This is a genomic window from Thermosynechococcus sp. FA-CM-4201 (assembly GCF_054689355.1).
This window is the reverse complement of the sequence record NZ_CP079920.1, coordinates 2,200,538-2,225,596: the sequence shown is the minus strand read 5'-3', so window position 1 is coordinate 2,225,596 and position 25,059 is coordinate 2,200,538. Positions and strand designations below refer to the sequence as shown.

General features: G+C 53.1%; 28 protein-coding genes. 14 read left to right on the top strand and 14 right to left on the bottom strand.

Annotated features, from left to right (window positions below):
• Positions 1–26 precede the first annotated feature (26 nt).
• The gene (gene petD, locus KV190_RS10840) at positions 27–512 is read left to right on the top strand and encodes a cytochrome b6-f complex subunit IV (RefSeq protein ID WP_011056640.1); all 486 of its coding nucleotides are present in this window, start codon (positions 27–29) and stop codon (positions 510–512) included.
• Positions 513–569: 57 nt separating this feature from the next.
• Here petD and KV190_RS10835 read toward each other — a convergent pair whose 3' ends face one another.
• A complete protein-coding gene (locus KV190_RS10835; RefSeq protein WP_460193350.1) occupies positions 570–1,100 on the bottom strand; it encodes a LabA-like NYN domain-containing protein in 531 nt (176 codons plus the stop codon).
• A gap of 400 nt (positions 1,101–1,500) precedes the next feature.
• Positions 1,501–1,974 (bottom strand): hypothetical protein, encoded by a 474-nt coding sequence (locus KV190_RS10830; protein ID WP_460193349.1) that lies wholly within the window; start codon positions 1,972–1,974, stop codon positions 1,501–1,503.
• Positions 1,975–2,149: 175 nt separating this feature from the next.
• Here KV190_RS10830 and KV190_RS10825 point away from each other — a divergent pair, with 175 nt between their 5' ends.
• The 6 genes from KV190_RS10825 to KV190_RS10800 all read left to right on the top strand — a co-directional run bounded on the left by KV190_RS10825 (position 2,150) and on the right by KV190_RS10800 (position 7,105).
• Positions 2,150–3,595: a RecQ family ATP-dependent DNA helicase gene (locus tag KV190_RS10825; RefSeq protein WP_460193348.1), complete on the top strand. Its 1,446-nt coding sequence runs from the start codon at positions 2,150–2,152 to the stop codon at positions 3,593–3,595.
• 120 nt (positions 3,596–3,715) lie between these two features.
• Complete coding sequence (locus KV190_RS10820) at positions 3,716–4,414, top strand: FxLYD domain-containing protein (RefSeq protein ID WP_460193347.1); 699 nt, start codon at positions 3,716–3,718, stop codon at positions 4,412–4,414.
• A gap of 35 nt (positions 4,415–4,449) precedes the next feature.
• Positions 4,450–5,235 (top strand): HAD family hydrolase, encoded by a 786-nt coding sequence (locus tag KV190_RS10815; RefSeq protein WP_460193346.1) that lies wholly within the window; start codon positions 4,450–4,452, stop codon positions 5,233–5,235.
• 62 nt (positions 5,236–5,297) lie between these two features.
• On the top strand, positions 5,298–5,579 hold the full coding sequence (locus KV190_RS10810; RefSeq protein ID WP_460193344.1) for a hypothetical protein: 282 nt from the start codon (positions 5,298–5,300) through the stop codon (positions 5,577–5,579).
• Between the two features lie 150 nt (positions 5,580–5,729).
• A complete protein-coding gene (locus tag KV190_RS10805; RefSeq protein WP_460193343.1) occupies positions 5,730–6,296 on the top strand; it encodes a DUF2808 domain-containing protein in 567 nt (188 codons plus the stop codon).
• 122 nt (positions 6,297–6,418) lie between these two features.
• Positions 6,419–7,105, top strand: coding sequence for a lysophospholipid acyltransferase family protein (locus KV190_RS10800; protein WP_460193342.1), 687 nt, complete (start codon positions 6,419–6,421; stop codon positions 7,103–7,105).
• A 19-nt stretch (positions 7,106–7,124) separates the two neighbouring features.
• Here the strand turns inward: KV190_RS10800 and KV190_RS10795 are convergent, their stop codons facing one another.
• Together KV190_RS10795 and hslO are read right to left on the bottom strand one after the other, a co-directional pair.
• Positions 7,125–8,498, bottom strand: coding sequence for a 1-acyl-sn-glycerol-3-phosphate acyltransferase (locus KV190_RS10795; RefSeq protein ID WP_460193341.1), 1,374 nt, complete (start codon positions 8,496–8,498; stop codon positions 7,125–7,127).
• A gap of 26 nt (positions 8,499–8,524) precedes the next feature.
• Entirely contained in the window at positions 8,525–9,424 is a 900-nt protein-coding gene (gene hslO / locus KV190_RS10790; protein WP_460193340.1) for an Hsp33 family molecular chaperone HslO, read from the bottom strand.
• A gap of 139 nt (positions 9,425–9,563) precedes the next feature.
• On the opposite strand from hslO, the gene mazG reads away from it, so the two are divergent.
• A complete protein-coding gene (gene mazG, locus KV190_RS10785; protein ID WP_460195277.1) occupies positions 9,564–10,688 on the top strand; it encodes a nucleoside triphosphate pyrophosphohydrolase in 1,125 nt (374 codons plus the stop codon).
• On the opposite strand, the gene KV190_RS10780 is transcribed toward mazG, so the two are convergent.
• Genes KV190_RS10780 through trxA form a run of 3 tightly spaced genes read right to left on the bottom strand, consistent with a single transcriptional unit; the run spans position 10,685 to position 12,999 of the window.
• Entirely contained in the window at positions 10,685–12,433 is a 1,749-nt protein-coding gene (locus tag KV190_RS10780) for an ABC transporter substrate-binding protein (protein ID WP_460193339.1), read from the bottom strand. The genes mazG and KV190_RS10780 overlap by 4 nt on opposite strands.
• Positions 12,433–12,654, bottom strand: a complete 222-nt coding sequence (gene thiS / locus KV190_RS10775; protein ID WP_302679041.1) for a sulfur carrier protein ThiS — start codon at positions 12,652–12,654, stop codon at positions 12,433–12,435. Before thiS ends, KV190_RS10780 begins: the two co-directional genes overlap by 1 nt.
• Positions 12,655–12,675: 21 nt before the next feature.
• On the bottom strand, positions 12,676–12,999 hold the full coding sequence (gene trxA, locus KV190_RS10770; RefSeq protein ID WP_297051541.1) for a thioredoxin: 324 nt from the start codon (positions 12,997–12,999) through the stop codon (positions 12,676–12,678).
• A 214-nt stretch (positions 13,000–13,213) separates the two neighbouring features.
• Between trxA and psaX the strand changes: the two genes are divergently transcribed.
• Entirely contained in the window at positions 13,214–13,324 is a 111-nt protein-coding gene (psaX, locus tag KV190_RS10765; protein ID WP_081711791.1) for a photosystem I protein PsaX, read from the top strand.
• A 77-nt stretch (positions 13,325–13,401) separates the two neighbouring features.
• On the opposite strand, the gene KV190_RS10760 is transcribed toward psaX, so the two are convergent.
• The 4 genes from KV190_RS10760 to KV190_RS10745 form a co-directional block, all read right to left on the bottom strand.
• Positions 13,402–14,865 carry an IS200/IS605 family accessory protein TnpB-related protein gene (locus KV190_RS10760; protein WP_460193338.1) on the bottom strand — a complete coding sequence of 488 codons (1,464 nt, stop codon included), beginning with the start codon at positions 14,863–14,865 and terminating at the stop codon, positions 13,402–13,404.
• Between the two features lie 220 nt (positions 14,866–15,085).
• Entirely contained in the window at positions 15,086–15,454 is a 369-nt protein-coding gene (locus KV190_RS10755; RefSeq protein ID WP_460193337.1) for a YccF domain-containing protein, read from the bottom strand.
• Between the two features lie 50 nt (positions 15,455–15,504).
• Positions 15,505–17,178: a mechanosensitive ion channel family protein gene (locus tag KV190_RS10750; protein ID WP_460193336.1), complete on the bottom strand. Its 1,674-nt coding sequence runs from the start codon at positions 17,176–17,178 to the stop codon at positions 15,505–15,507.
• Between the two features lie 75 nt (positions 17,179–17,253).
• Positions 17,254–17,988, bottom strand: a complete 735-nt coding sequence (locus tag KV190_RS10745) for a glutathione peroxidase (RefSeq protein WP_460193335.1) — start codon at positions 17,986–17,988, stop codon at positions 17,254–17,256.
• A 44-nt stretch (positions 17,989–18,032) separates the two neighbouring features.
• On the opposite strand from KV190_RS10745, the gene KV190_RS10740 reads away from it, so the two are divergent.
• Complete coding sequence (locus tag KV190_RS10740) at positions 18,033–19,874, top strand: P-type ATPase (protein WP_460193334.1); 1,842 nt, start codon at positions 18,033–18,035, stop codon at positions 19,872–19,874.
• An 18-nt stretch (positions 19,875–19,892) separates the two neighbouring features.
• On the opposite strand, the gene KV190_RS10735 is transcribed toward KV190_RS10740, so the two are convergent.
• Positions 19,893–20,069 (bottom strand): hypothetical protein, encoded by a 177-nt coding sequence (locus KV190_RS10735; protein WP_460193333.1) that lies wholly within the window; start codon positions 20,067–20,069, stop codon positions 19,893–19,895.
• 63 nt (positions 20,070–20,132) lie between these two features.
• Between KV190_RS10735 and KV190_RS10730 the strand changes: the two genes are divergently transcribed.
• Together KV190_RS10730 and KV190_RS10725 are read left to right on the top strand one after the other, a co-directional pair.
• Positions 20,133–20,264 carry a hypothetical protein gene (locus KV190_RS10730; RefSeq protein WP_255451698.1) on the top strand — a complete coding sequence of 44 codons (132 nt, stop codon included), beginning with the start codon at positions 20,133–20,135 and terminating at the stop codon, positions 20,262–20,264.
• A 199-nt stretch (positions 20,265–20,463) separates the two neighbouring features.
• Positions 20,464–21,627, top strand: a complete 1,164-nt coding sequence (locus KV190_RS10725) for a homospermidine biosynthesis protein (RefSeq protein ID WP_460193331.1) — start codon at positions 20,464–20,466, stop codon at positions 21,625–21,627.
• Here KV190_RS10725 and KV190_RS10720 read toward each other — a convergent pair.
• A complete protein-coding gene (locus tag KV190_RS10720; protein WP_460193330.1) occupies positions 21,624–22,370 on the bottom strand; it encodes a metal ABC transporter ATP-binding protein in 747 nt (248 codons plus the stop codon). The genes KV190_RS10725 and KV190_RS10720 overlap by 4 nt on opposite strands.
• Positions 22,367–23,305: a metal ABC transporter substrate-binding protein gene (locus KV190_RS10715; RefSeq protein WP_460193329.1), complete on the bottom strand. Its 939-nt coding sequence runs from the start codon at positions 23,303–23,305 to the stop codon at positions 22,367–22,369. Before KV190_RS10715 ends, KV190_RS10720 begins: the two co-directional genes overlap by 4 nt.
• A 195-nt stretch (positions 23,306–23,500) precedes the next feature.
• Between KV190_RS10715 and KV190_RS10710 the strand changes: the two genes are divergently transcribed.
• Entirely contained in the window at positions 23,501–24,556 is a 1,056-nt protein-coding gene (locus KV190_RS10710) for a peptidylprolyl isomerase (protein ID WP_460195276.1), read from the top strand.
• A 38-nt stretch (positions 24,557–24,594) separates the two neighbouring features.
• Positions 24,595–25,056, top strand: coding sequence for a pentapeptide repeat-containing protein (locus tag KV190_RS10705; RefSeq protein ID WP_460193327.1), 462 nt, complete (start codon positions 24,595–24,597; stop codon positions 25,054–25,056).
• Positions 25,057–25,059 lie beyond the last annotated feature (3 nt).

Sequence of the window (25,059 nt, the reverse complement as noted above, 5' to 3'; positions counted from 1 at the left end):
TGACCCTCTAGGAGAACGATTGATTTATGGCAAAAGTTTTGAAAAAGCCTGATTTAACGAATCCGGCGCTGCGGGCAAAACTGAAAAAAGGCATGGGCCACAATTACTATGGCGAACCCGCTTGGCCCAATGACCTGCTCTATATCTTCCCTGTGGTGATTATGGGCACGATCGCCCTTGTGATCGGTCTAGCGGTGATGGATCCTGCCATGGTCGGTGAACCAGCGGATCCCTTTGCCACCCCCTTGGAAATTTTGCCAGAGTGGTACCTCTATCCCACTTTCCAGATTTTCCGGGTGGTGCCTAATAAACTGCTGGGGGTGCTCATGAATGCCTCCATTCCCTTGGGCTTGATGCTGATTCCTTTCATTGAAAGTGTCAACAAGTTTCAAAATCCCTTCCGTCGTCCTGTGGCCATGACAGTTTTCCTTTTTGGCACATTGGTGACGCTGTGGCTGGGGATTGGTGCTGCTTTCCCCTTGGATAAGTCGCTCACCCTCGGCCTCTTCTAGGTATCTTAAGAAAATACCTCATTGGCTTGCGCATCTGGCGATCGCTGGGTGCGCTTTTTAATTTGAATTTTGCAGGTCAATTTTTTCAATAAAGGGGCGAATTTCATTGAGATCAATGTAGCGATCGGTGGCATTGCGCAGTTCACGGGCAATCATCCCTTCGGTAGAAACAACCGTGATATGGGTATTTTTGGAGCGCAGCAACTCGATCGCCCGCTCAAAATCACCATCCCCACTAAAGAGAACGACGCGATCGTACTGGCCGACGGTATTGAACATATCAATCACAATTTCAATGTCTAAATTGGCTTTTTGGTAATACTTGCCAAGGGTTTCATCGTAATATTCTTTCAACAGCTTTGTGCGCACGGTATAGCCAAGGTTAATGAGGGCATCGCGAAACGAACGCTGATCTTGCGTATCCTTGAGGCCGGTGTACCAAAAGGCATTCACCAATACAATGTTGGGATCACGGGTGAAGAATTCGAGAACACGACGGGGATCAAAAAACCAGCCATTTTTCTGCTGGGCATAGAACATATTATTCCCATCGATAAAAATTGAGAGCCGTTCTTGATGGGGAAGCATAATTAGGGAGAACCTATAGATCAGTGATGTATGTGTAATAGGAGAACCGTTAATAGAAGCTTGAATAGGCGATGGGTTTTATACATTCTATAGGAGAGAATTTGACAGGATTCAAGAGAGGAAGAGCTAGCCCTTCAACAGGTAACAAGATAAAAAGAAGGTAAAAAGAAATATACGATAAGTTCTGCGATCGCTGGTAATCAGAAAAATAAAAGTTAGCTAATGGTTCAGTGGGAACACTTTTAAGAAAAAGAAAACATTTATTAATGCTTTTTTAACCACTGCAATCTATTTTAATAGAACTGCATAGCAGATGCTATAGTTTTTTCCTTGGCGATTGCCCCTTAAAAACCAAAAAAGGGGGCAGTGCCCCCAATCGTTAACGTTTTCCCACAAATTTTCAATACAGGGCACGCACTGGCGGAGCTGGCATTACTGCTGGGGGCGGTGGGGGGGCAAAGAAGGGTTGTTGCGGGGGCGGCAGTGGCGACTCCACCATCAAATTGCAAGGAAAGGGCGTACCGTACATCGAGGTACAGAAAGGACTATCGAGATCACGGGTGCGGACAGGGGGTTGATTGCTTTGCTGATACCACGCATCCGTAGAAACGTAGTTGATCCGCCGTGCCCGATTCACAATGTCATTATCGCGATAGGTGGGAGCACCAAACATAAAAGCCGCATCGCCAGCGATCGACTCATCTTGCCAATACCCCTGACTGCCATCAATACGATCGAAGGCTTGGGGCAAGGTGGGCTGACTGACAGGAAATTGTTGCGGATTAATGGGTTGGCGGCGGCTTTGGGCAGTTGCCGGAGCGACCACCGCTGCCAACATTGCCACGCATACCAGCGGCACAAATTTCATGCCCATAGGTTCATCTCCATAAGCGTTTTACACTTCGGCAACAGTGATAGGCCTAAAGGGTCTTAGGCATCCTAGGATTTCTTGCTTAGAATTATTCTAAATTGACTCCCCTTGCTGCCCCCAGCAGACTGTGCCGCTTTTTGCAACGCTGAGACTTCTCATCAAGGCTTAAGCCAGTGCAATGGCCGATTTAGCTCTCATACAGGCTGCCCTACAACAATACTGGGGCTATTCTGAGTTGCGATCGCCCCAAGCAGAGGTGATGACGGCACTCTTGCAACGGCGGGATGCCTTAATTGTCCTCCCTACCGGAGCGGGCAAAAGTCTCTGTTTTCAGTTGCCAGCCGTGCTTCAGGGCGGATTGACGCTGGTGATCTCGCCGCTGCTTGCCCTCATGGAAAATCAGATCACTGAATTGCGGCAACGGGGTCTTGCGGCCGCAGCCTATCATAGTGAACTGCCCAGCAGCCAACGCCGCCAGATTCTCTCGCACTTAAGCCACTACCGCCTGCTGTATCTTTCGCCGGAGTCCCTATTTGCCACTCCCCTTTGGCAGCGCCTCTGTGCAGCGCCGATTCAACTCAATGGCTTGATTGTGGATGAAGCCCATTGCCTCGTCCAGTGGGGCGATCGCTTTCGACCAGTGTATCGTCGCTTGGGAACGGTGCGGCCTGCCCTCCGTCAATCTAAACCCCACCACCCCCCCTTGGCGATCGCTGCTTTTACTGCTACTGCCGATCCCAATGCTCAGCGCACCCTCATTGAGGTTTTAGGCCTAGAGCAGCCTGTGCAGATCATTCACAGCCCCTATCGTCCCAATCTCCATTTAGCCGTACGCTCTGTGTGGAGTCGGGGGTATCGCCGCCATTGTCTCCAGCAATTTCTCAAGCAGCAGGGCAAAACCGCAGGCTTGATCTATGCCCGCACCCGCCGCGACTGTGAAACCTTGGCCACTTGGCTTCAGGAGCAAGGGTACCGCACCACCGCTTACCATGGCGGACTACCGGCAACCCAGCGACGCCAAATTGAGAGCGATTGGTTGCAGGACAAACTACCCTTTGTGGTCTGTACCAATGCCTTTGGTATGGGGGTGAATAAACCTAATGTGCGTTGGATTTGCCACTATCAGCCGCCCCTGCAACTCAGTGAATATCTCCAAGAGGTGGGACGCGCTGGGCGAGATGGCCAAACGGCACAGGCACTGGCCTTGGTCAGCGATCGCTGGGGTTTAGATCGCGAAGATCAACAGCGTTGGCACTTTTTTCGGCGCCAAAGTCAAGATACCTACAATCGCGCCATGGCACTTCAGACGCATCTGCCCCTCAGGGGTAATCTTTTGCAACTACGGCAACACTTTCCTGAGGTGGAACTGACGCTGGCATTACTGCATCAACAGGGGGCACTCCGCTGGCAAGACCCTTTTCACTATTGCCGTCAACCCTTGGCACAAATGCCACCGCCGCCCAAAGATACTCAAGAACAGTTGATGCAAGAGTTTCTCTATCACCGCGGCTGCCGCTGGCAGTTTCTCCTGCAAGCCTTTGGTTTTGCCACTGAGGCAAGGGGATTGCGTTGTGGCCATTGCGATCGCTGTCGGCCGCCGCGCCGTACCTGTAAAATACCGTGAATTCACAGATTTGTATCACTGGGACTTTGTGTACACTGGCACATAGAACGGTAGGTTTACCATCGGTAAACAAGGGTTTCCCAGCAGTCATTCTGTTGCCACGAGGTAGGGGTTGCGGGCATGGGGCTACTACAAGTTGAGCAAATTCGCGAAACACTTCAGGATGTGCTTTCAGAACACGCCGTTGTTGTGCAGGTGAACCAGTTTCGCAACCAATTAAACATTGTTTTGAATAAGCCCCCCGGTACCGTTGCCCATTATTCTGCCCTAGTGGATCTCCTCAAATCCCGCTTGGGGCAGTTTCACCTTGACGACATTGCCCGCATTAAAATTATTGGCCGCATTCAAGGGTCCCCTAAACCCGATTGGGAAGAAGTTATTGATCTGCGCCCCCCCAACCCAGCCCTAGCTGCCCCTGTGTATGCCTCCTCAGCTCCTTGGGTGGTGGCGATCGCCGCTGGGGTTGTGAGTTTACTAGTGATCTTTAGCTATCATCTCGGTCAGTGGCAGCAACAGCAACGCATGCAGCAGTTGATTGGCGGTACCCTTGCGCAACAAGGCGTCACCATGGCCGATTTTAAGTGGCACCTCGAGGGCGGTGCACCGTTTATTGTGGGCGTTCTGAAAAACTACAGTGAAGAGCACTTTCGCATGATTCAGGCCGACTTTGAACTCTTTGACAAGGCCGGGCAGCGGGTCGGCGCCGTTTCGGTCCAAGTTTATGGCCTTGGCCCTGAGGAAACTTGGCACTTCCGTGAACCCGTGGGCAACAATCAGGCAGTGCGAGCACGACTGGTAAAATTACAGTCATTCCATTAAGTTTTCCCCTAAAAGGGGTCGAGTAAAAACCCTCTATGGCTCACCTCAAAGCCCTGATTTTTGATGTCGATGGCACCTTAGCAGACACTGAGCGGGACGGCCATCGCGTTGCCTTCAATAAAGCCTTTGCTGCGGCGGGTCTGGATTGGGAGTGGGATATTCCCCTCTATGGTCAACTGCTGGCGGTGGCGGGGGGTAAGGAGCGGATGAAGTATTACCTTGATCGCTTTCGTCCCGATTGGCCACGTCCCCAACATTTGGATGCCCTGATTGCCGATTTACACAAGGCCAAGACCCGCTACTATACGGACCTGTTGGCGGAAGGAGCGATTCCCCTGCGGCCGGGGGTGAAACGGCTGCTCACTGAAGCCCGTGAGGCAGGATTACGTTTGGCGATCGCCACCACGACCACCCCTGCCAATGTCACTGCCCTCCTTGAAAATGCCCTTGCTGCTGATGGCGTCAGTTGGTTTGAGGTGATTGCTGCTGGGGATGTGGTGCCCGCCAAGAAACCTGCGCCTGACATTTACTTCTACACCCTTGAAAAGATGCGCCTCTCGCCCCAAGAGTGCCTTGCCTTTGAGGATTCCGCCAATGGGATTCAGGCCGCCACCGCCAGTCGCCTAGCGACCATTATCACGATCACTGACTACACCAAGGATCATGATTTTCGGGATGCGGCGCTTGTCTTGGATTGCCTAGGGGAACCTGACTACCCCTTTCAAGTGATTCGCGGTGAGGTGGGCTGGACGACCTATGTCGATGTGTCCCTGTTGCGATCGCTGCACCAGCAGTGGACCAGTACGTTGAGTCACCGATAATTTCTTGGCCACAACGTTTTACAGTGAATATACGAACCTAGCCTGAGTGATTAAAGAACGCAATGTACACGATTGATTTAATTCTGCGTCATGTCCCCATGCCCGTCAGCATTGAACGCAAGGAAAGTGCCGCAGCGACGGCAGTCTATCAGCAAATTCAGCAGGCCATGGCCAGTGGCACTCCGGCTGTCCTCGAACTGACGTGCGATCGCCAAGTGGGCAAGAAGTTAACGGTCCTCACTTCAGAAATTGTGGCCGTGCAAATGGCCGATAAGGATGCTCCCTCCAGTGTGACGAGTCGGGGGGGATTCTTTGCCCAGCTCGTGCAGCAAACCAACAACTGAGGGAAAATCTCTCAATAAAGTTTAGTTTTTCTTCGCAATGGTGATTCTTTGCCGTTAGGATACTAAGCAGACTGATCCGTAGGGGAACGTCAAGCGAATCCTCCCCGTCTGAAAGTCAGGTATCTGTGGTGTGTCGTAATAGGGTTATCTATGGTGAAGCGTTTCCTACCGGTTCTGGTTCTCGTGGGGTGTAGTCTTGGTCTTGTGACCCCTGCCCTTGTGCGTGCTCAAGCCAATCAGGGCTTTACGTTTACTTGGGGTGAGGGGCCGAGTGGGCGACAGCAGTTGCAATACCACTTAGATAATGGCACCCCCGGCTTCATGGGCGATCGCTACTGGCTACGCCTTGGTCAGCAAAAAGTGGCCATCAACCGCATCAACATCACCTACCCTGACTACTACAACGGCATCATTGATCCTAAGGGGATTGAAGTGAGAGTTGGCGGCAATAGCAGCAATAGCTTCTTCCAGTTTCGTCGCAACCCCGGCACAAGAATTGAACTCGCGGAAGTTTCCCTTGATCGCGATAACCGCGTCATTGACATTGTGCCCGCTGAGGTGATTCCCGCAGGAACGCCGGTGCAAGTGATCCTCAACAATGTGCGCAATCCCAACCATGGTGGGATGTACTACTTCAATGCCCGCATTGGCTCCCCGGGGGATATTCCGCTGATGCGTTATATCGGGACTTGGATTCTGAGCATTGCCAACAACTAAGCCAATAACTTACTGGAACTCAATTTGCCAATTTGCGAACTGGTTCGCCATCCCTAGCCAGATTGGGGCGATCGCCCTAGGCTAGTCCTTGTGTGTTATGACCGGTTCACTCTTCACGCCAAATGCTACATTCTGTCAAGTCTCCCTTGCCCCACATTTCGCCTCTCCTCACGCCCCTGATGTACCGTCTGGTGGGGGATATTGTCCTGCGGCGCTATTTTCGTACCCTTGAGGTGCAAGGGCAGGAGCAGATACCCAAAAGGGGGCCAGTGATCTTGGCACCCACCCATCGTTCCCGTTGGGATGCGCTCATTATTCCCTATGTGACGGGGCGGCGGGTGAGTGGGCGCGACCTCTACTACATGGTCTCCCACGATGAAATGCTGGGACTGCAAGGCTGGGTGATTGGTCAGTGTGGTGGTTTTCCCGTCAATACCCAAGCCCCTTCGGTGAGTGCCTTGCGGACGGGCGTGGAACTCCTGCGGCAGGGACAGGCCTTGGTGGTTTTTCCTGAGGGGAATATCTTTCGCGATCGCCAGATTCATCCCCTCAAGCCGGGCTTGGCGCGTTTAGCCCTTCAGGCGGCTCAGCGCTGTGCAGAAGCGATCCAGATTGTGCCAATTTTACTCGATTATGCTCAGCCCTATCCGCAGTGGGGCAGTGAGGTCAAGGTGATCATTGGTGCCCCCTTGAGTACGGGCAATTACGATGTCAGTCGCCCAAAAAGTGCCGCCCAAGAACTGACGAGTGATCTTTTGAGGGCACTGCAGCAGCTTCAAGAGGGGCGATCGCTCCTGTGTTTGGCATAGACCGCGAACTTGAATCCCTCTAAGCATCCGTAGGGACAATTAGCGCTTCAAATTGGTGGCGAATCTGATCGGTGACTTCCTTGACGGCCTGCCGTGCCCCTTGGCGATCGCGACGATAGAGGGGCCAATAGCTCTCCAGATTCAGAGGGTCTCCGACACTGACACGCACCTGCCGTAAGCCCACCAAGCGATTCACATTTGGGCTTTTCCCCTCGAGCCAATCAAACGTCCGCCAGAGAATCAGTGCCACATCGGCAAAGCGATCAATCGTGAATTTCTCACGGATATAGCTACCTGTAATCGAGGTAAATCGCTCCGCAAGACGCATATGACGTAATCGCACATTGGCTTCCTCGGCCAACCAATCGGCCAAACACCGCTCTACGGCAGACAGTTGTGCCAAATCACCGCGAAACATCCGTTCCCAAGCGGCCTGCTCAATCCGTCGGCAGCGACTGACAAAATCTTCACTGGCCTTAAGACCAAAGTAGGACTCTGCCACCACAAGGGCACTGTTGAGGAGTCGCTGAATCCGTGCTGCCAATTCGGCATTGGGGGAGTCAAAGGGCGGCAGTTCGGGAAAATCTTGGCGGTAGGACGTGGCATAAAAGGTCTCTAGGCGATCCAAAAGATGCATCGCTAAATTGAGCAGGCGGCGGTAGAGATCCTGCGGTTCGCTACTGTGGGAATTGGTGGGGCAGCCAAGGCGGTTCTCTAGTTGTGCCATCAGGATTGCCATGCGTTGCCAAGAGGGCTGACTGAGGGTGTACTGAATGCCAACGGGGAGAATGACCACAGGGAGCGATCGCCCCGCCTTGGCCAAATCTTCCAGACACCAAAATCCCAGTTGCGCCACGCCCGGCTCTAAAGGTGCGACCAATTCGTTGTGTTCATTCGTTGCCCCCTCCGGCGCTGCTGCTAGGGGAAATCGTCCCGCCAAGAGTAGCTCCCGTGCCGATCGCAGGGCTTGGCTATCGAGCTTACCGCGCATGATGGAAATCCCCCCCAACCGTGAAAAGAGCCAGCCAATTTGCTCCCCTGCCCAGAGGGGAATCCCGCGATCGTAGAGAAAATAGCCATTCGTGGGGGGACGCAAGCGAATACCCAGCCGCCGTGCTGTTTGCGGCAATAGATGCCACATCAAATAGCCCATCACCAAAGGATCATCCGTACAGGGATGGCGAAAGGCAATGAGGAGCCGCACCTGTCCCTGCTGAAACTGCTCGTAATAACGGGCAAGGGTCTCGACATTTACCCCTTCCACCCGATTCAGACCAAGGCCGTAGCGGATGTAGAAGGGCAGGAGCCGCGCCGCCGTCCACCAGACTGGGTAGCTAAACCGCTGGGGAAGAAAATGCAACGGGGGTTGGGCAGTCGCAACCACACTGGACATGACGCAAACTCCTCAGAAACAAGGGCTTAGACTGAGGCAGTGGCCAACTCCGCAATCAACTGTTCCAACATCGGCTGATCCGCCCAATAGACCGCATTACAGAACTGACAGGTGGCTTCCGCCTTCGCCTCTGTGGCTAGAATATCCTTTAATTCTGCCTCTCCTAGGAGCTTGAGTGCCGCTAGCATCCGTTCGTGGGAACAGCCACAGTGGAAGCGCACCATTTGCCGTTGGGGCAAGATTTGCAAATCCATATCCCCAAGGAGTTCCTGAAAGATATCTGGCAGTGTCCGCCCCGCCTGTAGTAGGGGTGTAAAGCCTTTGAGATTGGCCACCCGTTGTTCAAGGGTCGCGATGAGGTGTTCATCATTGGCAGCTTTGGGTAGCACCTGTAACATCAACCCACCGGCAGCAGTTACCCCAGCCTCTTCAACAAAAACACCTAACATCAGGGCTGAGGGGGTTTGCTCTGAGGTGGCGAGGTAGTAGGTGACATCTTCAGCAATTTCCCCAGAGACAAGCTCCACCGTGCTGGAATAGGGATAGCCGTAGCCAAGATCATGGATGACGTAGAGGTACCCCTGATGACCTACCGCCGCACCCACATCCAGTTTGCCCTTGGCATTGGGGGGCAGTTCAACACTGGGATACTGCACATAGCCGCGAACCGTGCCATCGGCACCCGCATCCGCGAAAACCGTTCCTAGGGGGCCATTGCCTTGAATGCGCACATTCACCCGTGCTTGGGGCTGTTTGAAACTAGAGGCGAGAATTAAGCCAGCGGCCATGGTTCGTCCCAAAGCAGCCGTGGCAACGTAGGAGAGTTGGTGGCGTTTGCGGGCTTCATCGGTGAGTTGAGTGGTAATCACCCCTACTGCACGGATGCCTTCAGCCGCAGCCGTTGCTCGCAACAGAAAATCTGCCATGATAAGCCTAAAGAAATGTTTCGTTACACTTAGTTTATCTCCTTTCATCTGACCCCAAGGGCAGCCACCTGACGGGCAACATTTGGGAGACCCCTAGCAAGAACATCAGGAAATTGGCGATGATAGGCAAACAATCGTGATGCAGCGTCCAGTGATTGCTCCTATGGCCATGCCCTTAACTGTTTTGTCGGCGGCAACTGTCTTGGCAGAGGCAACAGAATTGCCTCAAGGGGGTCTGATTACGGAGATTCCGACGCTGGCGATCGCCCACCGCTTGGCACACCACCTTCGCCACCACTGGCCTTTAGAGACACCCTTGACGCTCATTGACGCCCAACACCAGAGTACGGCCCTCACCCTTGGCGAATTGGCAGAACTAACAGAGGCCACCTGCCCGCTACAACTCTATGTGCCACCCCCCCTACCAGAGGCACTGATTCAGTTTCAACGCTTGATTGACGTGGTTCGGGAACTGCGCCATCCTGAGCGGGGCTGCCCTTGGGATTTGCAGCAAACACCCACCACCCTGATTCCCTACGTCCTTGAAGAAGCCTATGAAGTTGTCCATGCTCTTCAAGAGGGAGACACTGGGGCGATCGCCGAAGAATTGGGAGATCTGTTGCTTCAAGTTGTGCTCCAGAGTCAACTGGCTCAAGAAGCCAACCAATTTACCCTTGCCCAAATCATTCAAGGAATTACCGATAAACTGATCCGTCGCCATCCCCACGTCTTTGGTGAAGTGGCACTCACCACTCCTCAAGAGGTGCGCGACCAATGGGAGCAAATCAAAGCGGCTGAAAAAGGCACTGAGGAACCTCTCCCCCTGAGTCAAAAACTGCAACGCTATGCCCGTACCCTGCCCCCCCTGATGGCGGGTATGAAAATTGGTGAGCGAGCTAGTCGCGCTGGCCTAGATTGGCCGACCATTAGCGGTGCGTGGGAGAAATTTTACGAGGAACTGGCGGAGTTTCAAGAGGCGCTTCTACAAGGGAATGCCGAGCAACAGGCTGCGGAATTGGGAGACCTGCTCTTTAGTGTGATTAACCTTGCCCGCTGGTGCCAACTCGACCCTGTGAATGCCCTGCAACAAACCTACCAACGCTTTATCCAACGCTTGGAGTGCATTGAGGCGGCCATCGATCGCCCCCTTGAGACCTACACCCTAGAAGAACTGGAAGCCCTCTGGCAACAGGCCAAAGTACAGTTAGCCACAGACAGCAAGGCGACCGAAACACCGACAGACCCTAACCCTGATGAGGCCTAATTCCCTGCGGCCATTTCCACTTTCAATTCATCGAGATTCCACAGGGCACCCCCCAGCGCCGTGGGATTGGCACCGACCACATGATTGCGAAAAGCCGTAAGGGAAAGGGGATTCACGAGGTAGATAAAGGGGAGATATTCCTGAGCCAGTCGCTGCGCTTCGGCGTAGATTTGCTTGCGGCGTTCCAGATTGAGTTCCTGTGCCCCCTGCACGTAGAGATCACTAATGCGCTGCTCCCAGTCAGCGACCACTCGACCCGTAAGCGGCGGTTGATTCGGTGCGGGTTGCTGATTAAACGTATGCAAAAGGCCATCCACCCGCCAGATATTGGCACCGCTATTGGGTTCATTGCCCCCGCCCGTAAAGCCAAGGATATGGGCTTCCCACTCTAGGGAATTGGAGAGGCGATCGACGAGGGTGCCAAAGGCCAAAAATTGCAGATCCACCTGCATCCCGATCGCCCCCAAGTCCTGCTGAATTTGGGTCGCGATTGCCTCACGGATTTTGTTGCCCGCATTGGTAATCAGTGAAAAGCGGACGCGGTTGCCTTTAGCGTCAAGAAGGCGACCTTGGTTGTCGTAGCGGAAGCCTGCCGCTTGCAGTAATGCCTTGGCTTTGGCCACATCGTAACGATAGGTGGGCAGTCCCTGCTCCGGGGAGAAGTAAAAGGGGCTTTGTACGGGAATGGTTGAGTGTTGGGGTGCCCCTAGGCCTTGGTAGATGTTGTTAATCATTCGCTGGCGATCGAGGGCATAAGCCACTGCCTGACGAAAGCGTACATCGTTAAACCACTCGGATTTCACGGGATCGACAAGGGGCTTGCCATTGCGGCGACCGCGATTGAGATTAAAGGAAATAAAGAGGGTATTGGGACTCGGCCCACTATTGTAGATGCGAAACTGGCCGCGCTTTTCCTCGCGTTTCAAAAGGGCAAACATCTCAGGGGTGACGGCAAATAAATCCAGACCACCCGAGCGAAATTGCAGCATGGCTGTGTCGGTGGATTCAACAATTTGCCAAATAAAGCGTTCCAGATGGGGCAGGGGCGATCGCCAGTAGAAGGGATTGCGCCGAAAAATCAACCGCTGGCTATTCACATACCGATCCATAACAAAAGGGCCATTGCCAACAATTTGGCCGGGGTCGGTGTCTGTACCCCACATGGACAGGAACTTCAACCGCCCTTGGCTATCCCGTTCTCGTACCGCTTGCCGCAGCAGATGGGCAGGCAAAATCGGCAAGCCAGTATTGCGTAAAAACGGCGCAAAGGGTTCAGGTAGCTTGAACGTCACTTGGCGATCGCCTTGGGCCGTCACTTCGGGCAGTAGCCCCTTCTGGCCAATACGGAGAATATCGCGGCTACTGGTGGGAATCTCGGGATTGAAATAAATCTCATTGTAGGTGAAGACCACATCCTCACTGGTGAGGGGCACCCCATCCGACCATTTCAGATTCGGTTTGAGTTGAAAGACAATCTCGAGGGTTTCAGGCTTAATTTGCCAAGACTCAGCAAGGGCAGGCTCCAGTTCACCCGTGAGGCCATTTTCTTGAATTAACCCTGTGTAAAGGTAGCCAAAGACATTGGGGGATTCTTGGCTTAGGGCGTAGTTAAAGGTTTTTGGGTCTGAGGTGACGGCGGTCACTAACTGGTTGCCACGCGGTGTAATCAGGCCAGCACAGCTTCCGAGGCTGAGGGTGCACAGACAAACCAATAGCGCAATCAGAGGCCATCGCCACCCGCGCATCAGCCGCCACCGACAATCGTGACAATTTCCAAGCGATCGCCCGCCTGCACATAGGTGGTTTCCCAAAACTGCCGATGCAAAATCTCACCATTGTATTCAATGGCAACAAGGCGGGGGTGAATATTAAGCAGGTCACAGAGTTCTGGAATTGAGAGCGATCGCCTCAAAGTGTGAGGAGTACCATTGACATGGATGACGATCGCTGGCTCAACAGGAACCATAGCAGTAGGGGCAAATTTGACCTACAGGAACTGCTCAAGGGTCGCTTCAATTTTTGTTTTTGGCACGGCACCCACCAAAATATCGACCTTTTGGCCGCCCTTGAAAATCATTAGCGTCGGGATGCTGCGAATGCCAAAGTCGGTCGCCACCTTTGAGTTTTCGTCAGTATTCACCTTGACGACCTTAACTCTGCCCTCATATTCATTGGCGATTTCATCAACAACGGGTGCCACCATGCGGCATGGCCCACACCAAGGTGCCCAGAAATCCACCAACACAGGAATATCGCTATTTAATACTTCTTCTTCAAAGGTGGCATCTGTAACGGACAATGCACTGGACATAAACAGAACCCTTATAACGAATCAGCAGCCTTAAAAATATACTCTAGCAACCTTTAGGCTGACCTTGGGCTTCGGATTATTTTTTGATTTTCCAGACCCTAGGCAGTCTAGCTCGCGGCTAGGTTTGATTTGCAGTATATCACGTCGCCCTCGGCATACAGGAGACTATCGGCGTATAATAGGGTTGCCGTTTCCTATCAAGAGGATGTCAACTATGGCAACAAAATCTGCAAAACCCACCTACGCTTTCCGTACCTTCTGGGCTGTGCTGCTGTTGGCCATTAACTTCTTGGTTGCCGCCTACTACTTTGGCATCCTGAAATAGGACTTTAGACGTAAGCATCGAGGGGGCACCCTAGCCGCTAATTCAAACCTAGGAGAATCTGTAAAATCGACAGAAACCTAGGAATTCGCAACCGTAGCGGTGCGATTGCTCCGCTGTGGACTTGCACCACACCTAGAAGCGCGTTTCCGCTTGCCATGCACTCCATCCGAGGATTCGGCGCAAAGCATGACCTCTAGTTCTCTGTTAGAGAGCGTAAAATACTGATGCCGTTTTACGGGCCTCAGCTTTTTGTTTAGCGTGTACCATGCAGACCATACGTGCTTTGCTGACTTCACGACAGCATAGGCGTTGTGGTTAGGTACACGCTCTGACAGCTTCATGGCTCTACGCGCCAGAACCATTGCAGCAGCAGTATCGGATGAGAGACCATACTGCTTTACAAACTTGACTAATCCAATTATTGAGCTGTAAGCAGGATTAACCTTAATCAATTCAATGCCTGCTAGTTGGCATTTTTGCTCTAGAAGCTCGGTCAACTTGCCATAGGTAAATCCTGACAGCATCCGGGCATAGCGTCTGCCTTCTTCCCGCATCTGAGCTTTCTTAGCACTGAAGTCTAGGTTTTCAATGACAATCGGACAGCAAAACCTTTCGGCCAGTGTTACTAGCTGCCTAGATATATCGTGCAAGGTTGCTTCAATTTGCCCAGACCGACGGCTATGCAGATTTAGCTTAAATTGACCGTGATGCTTAAGGTTGCCGTCGCCGTCAACGTGAGTCCAGCCAATTACACTAGGGTTAATATCTATCCCTAAGCATCCATATTGCCTCGGTAATGACTGGCGATGCGGCAATGGCACATCCACAGAGCAGGCAATGAACCAACGAAAGTCTTTGTAGTAGATACGATAAGACAGCGCTCTGTTAGTCTTGATCGCTTCATCAATCCATTTCTGGCCTTGCTCATACTCAAATCTCAATGGAGCGGATATTGTCTTTCCATATTTCGATTCCAGCGCATAAGGAACTCGGAACGTAATGGTACTGCCGTCATACTGTGCGATCTGATTCCCAAAGCTTTCGCCCTTTGAACCGATAGCGACGTACTGAGTCCCTTTGCCACCCAAAGATACCTGCAACGGAGCAGACTGCAGGTGATTTAGCTTGTTTTGGAGTAAATGCAGTCTTCGCTTTTTGTTGTGAATCAAGAACTTTTTGTGTGTACGTAGATGCATACGGAAGCGTATAGAGCAAGCATCCGGCAATCCGCCCAGCGACTTTTCAGCCGTCTTTAACCACTTCTGTATAGATCGAATCTGTTGTTCCAGTGTTTTGATATGGCGCTTGCGGTTTTCCTTGGCTGCTGAGACAGCCCCCCGCACCTCTGATCTAATGGCGTTAACCTGTCGTTTGTTAAGTCTGTACTTTGGCTGAAGGTCTCTAACGATGTCATTCTCGCTTTCGTTAGTTAGTACGCGAGCTAAATACTCCGTTGTTGCAGGCTTTACCAGCTCAGAAGCGTCGGCAGCAAACTGCCATAGTTCAATAGGTAATTCAGTTGTTACTGTTCGCTGTGGCATTCTCAATCGCCCCTACAATTAAAGCTCGCACAGCGCAAAAACCAATTCAGCGCCAAAACGCAGTAGCCCATCTTTATACCCACTTGCGAGGGGTTTCAATCGAAACCCCCAACAACTCAGCCGTAGCGCCAATTTCAACAAATGTACTTTGCGTACTTATGGATTTTAGCAGATTCGTTAAGATTTGAGCTATCTGCTTACAGCCCCCAATTACTGGGAATCACTTCAACTCGCGGCCAAAGGGCAGTAATCCTAAGATCATCAGCTTGAAATGCTGCTGCGCAAAGGGCAGGCCAATAATCGTCACCGCCAAGAGCAACCCCCAAAAGAGGTGATTGAGGGCAATGCCCCAGCCTACGACCAAAAGCCACAGGATATTGAAGATCATCGTTAGGGTGCTATTGGCATCGGGCGCTTCAACAATTTGCTTCCCAAAGGGCAATAGAGCACTCCAGCCCAGTTGAATGGCTTTAATCCCAAATGGAATGCCAATGATCGTCAGGCAGAGCGCCACACCGCCCAGCATATAGCCAATGCCCGTGAGGAAGCCACCAAAGATCAGCCAAATGATATTGCCCAGAAGACTCATGATCCGCTGCTCCAAAACTTGTCTAGACCCAGCCTAGCAAGCATTTAGTGCTATTTCGGTAGGGTAATGCGGAAGCCGGGGGGGAGATAGTCGTCCCCTAAGTAGTTGCTGGGAATCGTGCTGGTGTTGCCATCCCGCAGTGCCAAGTAGCTTGGTGACATGATTTCGATACCCGCTTCGTTGCAGGCGTCTTGGAGATTTTGATGCAATTCAGAAATGGTATAGCGCAGCCCCTTCCAGTTGCGGGTGTAAACATTCAGCTCGTAGGCGATGTGGTAGTCATTGAGGGCAGTTTGCAATACAAAGGGGGCAGGATCATCGAGGATGTTTGTGGTACGGCGACCCGCCTCAATCATGGCTGCATAAACATCGCGCCAAGGGACATCGTAGCCAAGGGTAATTGTGGTTTGCAAAATCAAGGGCTGACCCATTTCCCGAATGGCCACAGCGTAATTGATGACGGTGCTGTTGAGCAGTGACGAGTTGGGGACTGTAATGACTTGATTGTTGAAGGCACAAATGCGGGTGACAAGAAGCGTTTTTTGTACCACAATCCCCTTAACATCGCCGATTTGAATGAGGTCGCCCACCTGAAAGGAGCGAGTATAGATGAGAATGACGCCACCCACCACGTTGGCGATCGCCGAGGTGGAACCCAAGGAAAAGAGAATCCCCAAAAACACAGAAATGCCTCGGAAGGCTGGGGAGTCAAAGCCGGGTAAGTAGGGAAAGACAACAACTGCCGCCAAAGCAATAATTAAAATTTGCAGCAGGTTGTAGGTGGGTTTTGCCCAATCGGTGTAGAAGCCCGGAATGACCAAACGCTCGGTTTCAAGGGCATAAAAAATCGCCCGCACCCCTTTCAAGATGTAGTAGGTGATGGCCACAATGACGGCGATCGCCACCAAATTCGGCAGATAGTTGCCAATACTCGTGAGAATAAATTCAAGGGAACCCAAGAAGTGATTGAGAAAATTCTTGCCAAAGGCGCGTGTCCAAGGAAAGAGATTGAAAACAAACGTCAGGTACAGATAGAGGATAAACAGCAGCAGCGCCAACCGCGTAAACTGCAATATCCGCAATAGCCAAAGCTCAACCGTTTCCCGAGAAATAATCTCAAAATTTTGCAGGCGTAAGGGGGGAATCCGCTCGCCACCCCAGCGGCTCACCGGCGGGAAAATCTTACCGGAGATGCGAATAATCACTGAACAGAGGATCAGGGTGAGAATCGTCGTTAAAGCCGCAAAAACAGTATTTTTGAGCAGGTTTTGGGGAACGCGATCTTGGCGATAACGGCTAATGGCCTCACGAATGCGCTGGGCAAGTTCAATCGCTACTTCTTCTTGCGTTTCGAGGCGATCGCCCACATCGGCTTTTGTAATGGTGACGAGCGGGCGGTTGTCTTGAACCACGCTGACATTGTCGCGATCGCCCACTCTTTTGATCGTAATGCTGTCAACGGGAATGTCTTCATCCTCTGCCACTTGCAGGATACGGCGTTGAATCGCTGCCGCCCGTTCTTCGGGGGTAAAGGAGCCAATGCCTTCGCGTACCTCAAATAAAACTTCGCCATCGAGGATCACTGGGTATTCCTGAATCTCAGCCGCCGCTGGGGGGGTTTGGGCATCTTGCGCCATTAAAGGCCACTGTGCCTGCCCCACCACCAGTAAAAAAGTGAACAACAGGCACAGGAAAAAGCGTGTCCAAAAGCGTGGCTTCGTCATAGATAGCAGGGATGCAGGCAGTTCATTCTTTATTTTGGGTGAAATCCTTGCCTGCCGCTGCTTTAGCGAAAATCCTTAATAATGAGTGGCCAAGTATGCCGCTAGTGCCTCGGAACCGCCAATGTATTTGCCGTCAATAAAGACTTGGGGAACGGTCGTTGCGCCGGTAACCGCTTGGAGCGATCGCAGGCTAGCCCCCTCACCAATGACAATCTCATCGTAGTGAATGCCCTTTTCCGCAAGCATGGTTTTGGCGTTGGCGCAGTAGGGACAGCCCCGCTTCGTAAATAGCGAGACACATTGCCGCTTGTAGCTGGGGTTGAGGTAGCAGAGCATCGTTTCCGCATCCGAGACCTTAAAGGGGTCGCCGGGTTCTTCGGGTTCAATGAACATTTTCTCGATGACGCCATCCTTCACCAGCATTGAATAACGCCAAGAGCGCTTGCCAAAACCAAGGTCTTCCTTATCGACAAGCATTCCCATACCGGCCGTAAACTCACCATTGCCATCGGGAATGAGGCGCACATTCTCAGCCTGCTGGGTTTTGCCCCACTCATTCATGACAAAGGCATCATTGACGGAAATGCAGAGGATATCATCCACGCCACAGTCACGAAATAGGGGTGCCAATTCGTTGTAGCCGGGGAGATGGGTTGAAGAACAGGTAGGGGTGAACGCACCCGGCAAAGCAAACACCACAACGGTTTTGCCATTGAACAGATCATTGGTGGTGACATTGACCCATTGATCGCCTTCACGGGTGCGAAAGGTGACTTGGGGAACACGTTGCCCTTCACGGTTGGGTAGCATGGTGGAGTCCTCTACATAACGTTGCTTTCTAAAGCGTAGTCGTTATGACTTTGATTTGTCAAGTCGCCATGGAACAGCAAATTGTTCATGCCACAACAGGGCGAGTGCGCTTTCGCGTGCCCCGTGTACAGCGAGATCCCGCCTATGGGGAGTTATTGGTGCAGTTGCTGGAGTCTTTGGCGATTGTTGAGCGGGTGCGTCTCAACCCTCAGGCGGCGACAGTGGTGGTGCAGTATCAACCCCATTTGCTTGATGAAGCGGCGGTCTATGAACGCTTGAATCATTGTTTTGAACAGGCGATGGTGGCTATGCCGCAGCCCTTTCCGGAGAGTGCGGCTCCTGCGGATGCGATCGCCCTTGAAGACTACGAAGCACAAGTAGAGGCCGATGCTCGCCTTGAAACCGATTGGGAGCGCTTGGGACTGCCCTTGGTGGCCTTGGGGGTCTCGCTCCTCAGTGTGCCCTTGGAATTGCCCTTTGCGGTGGTTGGGGCGACGGTCTTGGCCAGTGCTTGGCCTTGGTTTCAGCGGGTGGGGCATCAGATACGTCAGGGGCATCCCCCGAATGTGGATTTGCTCGATAGCCTCTGGATGGCACTGCATACCGTCAATGGCCAGTTCTTAGCGCCTGCATTGAAGACCACGTTGGTCGGGGCACGGGCCGATGTGCGCGATCGCCAGCAACGACAACAGTTGCATCAATATCCCAGTGTTTTGATGGCTCACTATGAACACCTGACGGTGGAACGCCAAGGACAGTCCCTGACAATTGAAAGTCAGGAGTTGCAAGCCGGTGATCTCCTGTGGTTGCGGCCGGGGGATGTTGTGCCAGTCGATGGCAGTGTTGTTGCTGGATTGGCGGAAGTGGAGCCGGCTCATTTTGAATTCTCGCGACAGGTACGGGTTTGTCGCCCCGGCAATGCCCTCTATGCCGGCTGTCAAATTCTCACGGGACAGGTTCAACTGTGGGTACTGCGCACTGGTTGGCAAACGCGCCTTGGTCTGATTACGGATCTGCTACACACTGAACCGGTCTATGACAGTGCCCTTGCCCACCAACAGGGGGAATTTGCCCGCCATGCGGTGCTGCCAACCCTTGCCCTCAGCGGTGCCCTCTGGCTAGCTACGGGTGCCTACGGGCCAGCGATCGCCCCCCTCCAATTTGACTTTGGCAGTGGTGTGCAACTGTCGCTGCGGACGGTAATGCTCTCGGCGCAGGTATTTGCGGTGCAACAGGGGATCTATTTACCCACCGCTGGTACCTTAGAACAACTGGCGCAACTAGAGAGCTTGGTGATTGATGCTCGCGCCGGTCTTCCCCAGCCCCAACAGGCACAAATCCTGATTCAGCAATTGCGACAGCTTGGCCTTGATATCTATTTGCTGCAAGATCAAGGCTCGCCCCTTGAGGGCACCACAGATCTCACGAGCGATCGCCTCACTGATCTTCAGGCCTATCTCGTGGGTAAGCGGCGGCGGGTGGGTTGGATTAGCTTTGGGGAAACCTGCTCCTGTCCTGAACCCACATGGTTACCGATTCGCTGGCAGCCCCCTACCTTTGCCCCCAATGCCAAGGTGGTCGTTCTCTTGGATGGCGACTGGTCTGCCCTTGGCCGTGGCATGGCCATTGCCCGCGATGCCCTAGCGCGCACCTATCAAAATGTCGCCTTGATTTCTCTCCCCAATTTAGCCGTTACCTTTGGCGGTATGTTTTTGGGTCTGCATCCTGTCGTCAATGTCGTCACCAACAACGCCACTGCCTTTATGGCCGAGTTTTGGCATCGAAACTCACCCCAGTTTCGTACCGTCCTATTACCCAGCGCATCAACGACCGTCCCCCTGCAACCGCTGCCCCTAGAATCCCCGCAACTGGCGGTGGCCCTATAGAGCGAGGCCATCAAGGGGTCAATAGCGCTGCTTCAAGAAGGTGAGCAGCGACCAAAGTCCCGTAAACCAACTGGCAATCGCAAGGATTAAGAAAATTCCCCCCGGCAGCATCGTCAGCCAACCAATTCCTCGCAAAACATAGAGAATGAGGAAGACGGTGAAACAAGCAGCAAAAGCAGAATAGGCGACGCGCACGGCAAATTGGGTAATGAAGTGTTATAGTGATCTCGTAATGTAAGGGCATGGGACTTGTCAACAGTGAAACAATTGACGTTGATGGGCTATCCCAACATCACAACGTGGTATCTCGAAATGGGGTTGCGCCAACGGCGAGCAGCCATCCCTGCACTCTCGGTTGTGGATAATTGCGAAGGACCGAGTATGAGCTGATCGGCCTGCAAGTGTTCACCCCTGTGTGAACTGGGTCGATCAGAAGTGTTAAGCGGGTTCATCACTGTTACTGCACTTCAAGTTTTTAACAACTTCAACCCATTAGACACCCCTCAGCGGGTCTAGTCATGCTGCGGTTAGGAATGTTCCTGACTCAGCGGCTGCCTCTGCTGTGGAATTAGCTTGCGAGGAACGACCGATGTCTGCATTTGCTACTCCCATTACCCCTGCACCCATTCCCGACAATATCACCTTAACAGAACTTATTGATAAATACTTTACCGCCTACAACTCGGCACGCTTGCGGGAAATTTGCCAACTCTTGAGCCAACGGGTCTTCCAGCCAGAGGTGACAGTTGGCCTCAGCCTCTCAGGGGCGATGACTCCCACGGGGTTGGGCATCTCTGCCTTGGCGCCTTTAGTGCGAGCGGGATTTGTCGATTACATCATTAGCACTGGGGCAAACCTCTACCACGATATCCACTATGCCCTCGGCATGGATCTCTATGCGGCGCATCCTTTTGTTGATGATGTGCAACTGCGCCAAGAAAGCAAAATCCGCATCTATGACATTATCTTTGACTACGATGTGCTCCTTGAAACTGATGCCTTTTTGCGGCAAGTGCTGCGCAGTGAAACCTTCCAACGCCGCATGGGCACCGCCGAGTTTCACTATCACCTAGGGCGCTATGTCCGCGAACTAGAAGTGCAGCGGGGACAAACCCATTCCTGTCTCTTGGCCACGGCCTATGAGTGTGGCGTGCCCATTTACACCTCCTCTCCCGGTGATAGCTCCATTGGGATGAATGTGGCGGCGATCGCCCTCGAAGGGTCGAAACTGATCATTGACCCCGCCATTGATGTCAATGAAACCGCTGCTATTGCCTACTTTGCCCGCGAAGCTGCTGAGGGCAATGGTAAGAGTGCCGCTCTCATTATTGGTGGTGGCAGTCCGAAAAACTTCCTGCTGCAAACCCAGCCACAGATCCACGAGGTTTTGGGATTAGAGGAACGGGGGCACGATTACTTTATTCAGATTACCGATGCGCGGCCGGATACGGGTGGCCTCTCGGGCGCTGTGCCCAGTGAAGCCGTCAGTTGGGGCAAGGTGGATCCCCAAGGGTTGCGGGATACCGTGGTTTGCTACACCGATAGCACGATCGCGCTTCCCATCCTTACCGCCTACTGCCTCAATCGCTGCCAACCCCGTCCCCTGAAACGGCTCTACGATCGCCGCGGCGAAATGGTCGAACGCCTCCAGCAGCTCTACCTGCAAGCCCAACTTCAGCACAAGGTGAAAGACCTGCCCACTGAAACACCTGTAGCCACCTATCCCTGTGGTACGCCGATTCGTCGGGGCTAGTCACAGCGGCGGGGGATCCGCAGGGATCCCTCGAAGGCTCGCGAGAGGTTTTCCGGGGTAAAGACCTCACTGGTGCGGCCATAGGCTAGGATGCTGCGGTTCACCAGCACCACCTGATCACAAAAGGTGGTAATTGAGGAGAGATCGTGGGTAGAGATAAGAATTGTGTGCCCCTTCTCCCGCTCCGCCATGAGGAGATCAATAATCAGTTTCTCCGTTTTCACATCCACACCCGCAAAGGGTTCATCCAAGAGCAACACCTGTGCTTCTTGGGCAAAGGCGCGGGCAAGGAACATCCGCTTCTTTTGTCCGCCGGAGAGTTCGCCAATTTGGCGGTGCCGCAGAGGCCACAATTCCACCTGTTCTAGGCTTTCCTGTACCCGCTGGCGATCGCGCGCTGTTGGTTGGCGCAGCCAGTTCATTTTGCCATAGCGCCCCATCATCACGACATCCCAGACCCGTAGGGGGAACTGCCAATCGACATCTTCACTTTGGGGCACATAGGCCACAAGGGACTGCCGTTGTACCTGCTGTCGGGGTAAGCCATGAATGCGCACCTGACCTCGGATCGGCTTGACAAACCCCATGATGGCCTTGAAAAGGGTGGATTTGCCGGCACCATTCATCCCCACGACGCCACAGATCGTGCCGGCAGGCAGTTGCAGCGTTGCCCCATGGAGGGCAAGATGACGATGATAGGCCACCGTCACATCTTGTAAATCAATGGCAGGGCTAGAAATCATGAGGCTGTCCTCCCGGTGAGACCACGAATAAGGGTGTTGATGTTGTACTTGAGTAGGTCAAGGTAGGTGGGGGCATTGCCCTCAGGGGGGGATAGGGAATCCACATAGAAGATGCCGGCAAATGTAGCGCCAGACTCCCGTGCCACCTGTTGTTGGGGACCTGCATTAACCGTACTTTCGCAAAAGACAGCGGGAATCTGTTGCCGTCGCACAATATCAATCACCCGCGTAATTTGGCGGGGCGTCCCCTCCTGATCGGCATTCACTGGCCAGAGATACACTTCCTCAAGGTCATAGTCGCGCGCAAGGTAGGAGAAGGCGCCTTCACAGGTAACGATGTAGCGTTTGTTAGCAGGGAGGGCTGCTAGGGCTTGACGTAGCTCTTGATCAAGGGCGCGAATTTGGGCTTTATAGGCTTCGGCGTTGGCGGCATAGATCTCCGCGCCAGCAGGATCGAGGTCTGTGAGCGCTTTGCGAATGTTGTCAACATAAATCAGGGCATTTTGGGGTGACATCCAAGCATGGGGGTTGGGTTGTCCGCGGTAAGCATCCTCCTGAATGGGAATGGGGGTAATCCCCTCTGTGAGCGTGACACGGGGTACATTCGGTAGGCTGTTGTAGAAGCGATCGCCCCAGCGTTCGAGGCCAAGGCCATTTTCTAAAATGAGGGCGGCTTCCTGTCCCCGCACAAGGTCACTGGGCGTAAATTCATAGCCGTGGACTTCCGCTCCCGGTTTAATCAGTGACTCCACCCGCAGGCGATCGCCCGCCACCTGCTGCGCCATATCCGCAAGGACTGTAAACGTGGTCAGCACTAAGGGGCGTTCATCTCTGTTGGTTTGGGTGGGGCGGGTTTCTTGGCGATTCTCCGGGGCTGGGGCTGCACACCCGCCCAGCAACAGAATTCCTACTAGTAACCAACTCAGACCACGCATGATTGGAATCTTTCATAATCCTTTCATAATTCTCAGCCTAACACAGGATGCCTAGGAAAATGAAAGAAAAATGAAAAGCTCCCCCTTGGAGGGCGATCGCCCCGTCCGATACACTGAGGGGAGACGAAGTCATGGGAAGAAACGGTGAAACAACGCAAACGCTGGCTCGCTCTTTTGGTGATACTGCTCCTCTGGTTGGGAACCTTCCTCCTGCCGCCGCTAGCGCTCGCGCTGCCTGTTGAACATCCGTTAATTGCTGCCCTGCCCCAAGGGAATGCCATTACTGATCCCAAAGCGCTGCTGCGTTGGGCCTTACCTATTGACAATCCAACGGTACGAGAACTGCAAAAGGATCTGGAACAAATCTCTTTTTGGGTGCGGGGCAAACAGTGGTCAAAAATTGCCAGCAACATCAGCAAGGCGAAAGCCATTGTTCGCGATCGCGCCGATGAACTGCTCAAAAGTATCCCTGCCGAGAAACAGGAAGCCGCCAAAACCCTCTTGGCGGAGTTAGAGACCTCCCTCGATACGCTTCAGGAAGCCGCCAAAGCCAAAGATCGCAGCCAACTCTTGCCCGCTAAAGCCGCCGCCCTTGATAAGGTGGGGGACTTGGAGGCCATGATGGTACAAAACGTTAGCTATACGCCTCCCAAGGGCTACGAAAACCTGCCGCGATTGCTGGGTCGTGCCACCGTGGAAATGGAAACCACCAAGGGGAACCTGACGATTGTTGTCGATGGCTACAGTGCTCCCCTGACTGCTGGCAACTTTGTGGACTTAGTACAACGCCACTTCTACGATGGGCTGCCCTTTACCCGTGCTGAGGAATCCTATGTGCTGCAAGCAGGGGATCCCCCAGGGCCAGAGGTGGGCTTCATTGACCCCAAAACCCAGCAGTACCGTGCCATTCCCCTTGAAATTCTGGTGGAGGGCGACAAATATCCCCTCTATGGCATTACCCTTGAGGATGCAGGGCGTTACTTAGAACATCCTGTGCTCCCCTTTTCTGCCTATGGCACCGTCGCCTTAGCACGTCCCAACGATGATCCCAATGGTGGCTCGTCACAATTTTTCTTTTTGCTCTTTGAACCCGAACTGACGCCCGCCGGCCTAAATCTCTTGGATGGTCGCTATGCCGTCTTTGGCTATGTCGTAGAGGGAGAAGAAACCCTGCGGCAACTGCGCCAAGGGGATAAAATTCTCTCGGCTAAGGTAGTGGATGGCCTTGAAAATCTGGTGGAACCTGCGTAGGTTAGGATGTCCAGTATAGACACCGTTGAGAGAGTGCGATGATTACCAAGGTTGCGCCTACCCTTTGCCTGCTCCTAGTCAGTACCCCTGCTTGGGCGGCCAATCCAGCCCATTTAGAACAACTGCGGCGCACGGGCAACTGCCCCAACTGTGATCTCAGCTATGCCCGCTTGCGGGGTCGGAATCTTCAGGGAGCGGATCTGCGGGGGGCAAACCTCAATGCTGCCAATTTACGTGGTGCCAATCTTAGCCGCGCCAACCTCAGCGGTGCTGTTCTCAATAACGCTGATTTAACAAAGGCCAATCTCACCCATGCCAACCTCAGCGGGGCAAGCCTACTCATCACCCGTTTGGATCGAGCCATTCTCGTGGGGACAAAGTTAGTGGATGCGATCCTCGGGGGGCGCGATCGCCTAGCACGGGTACGAACATTCCGCGATGCCACCTTGCCCAATGGGGAAAAGGCCTTCTTTTTAGAAGAACCCACTCGCCGGCGCTAGCCT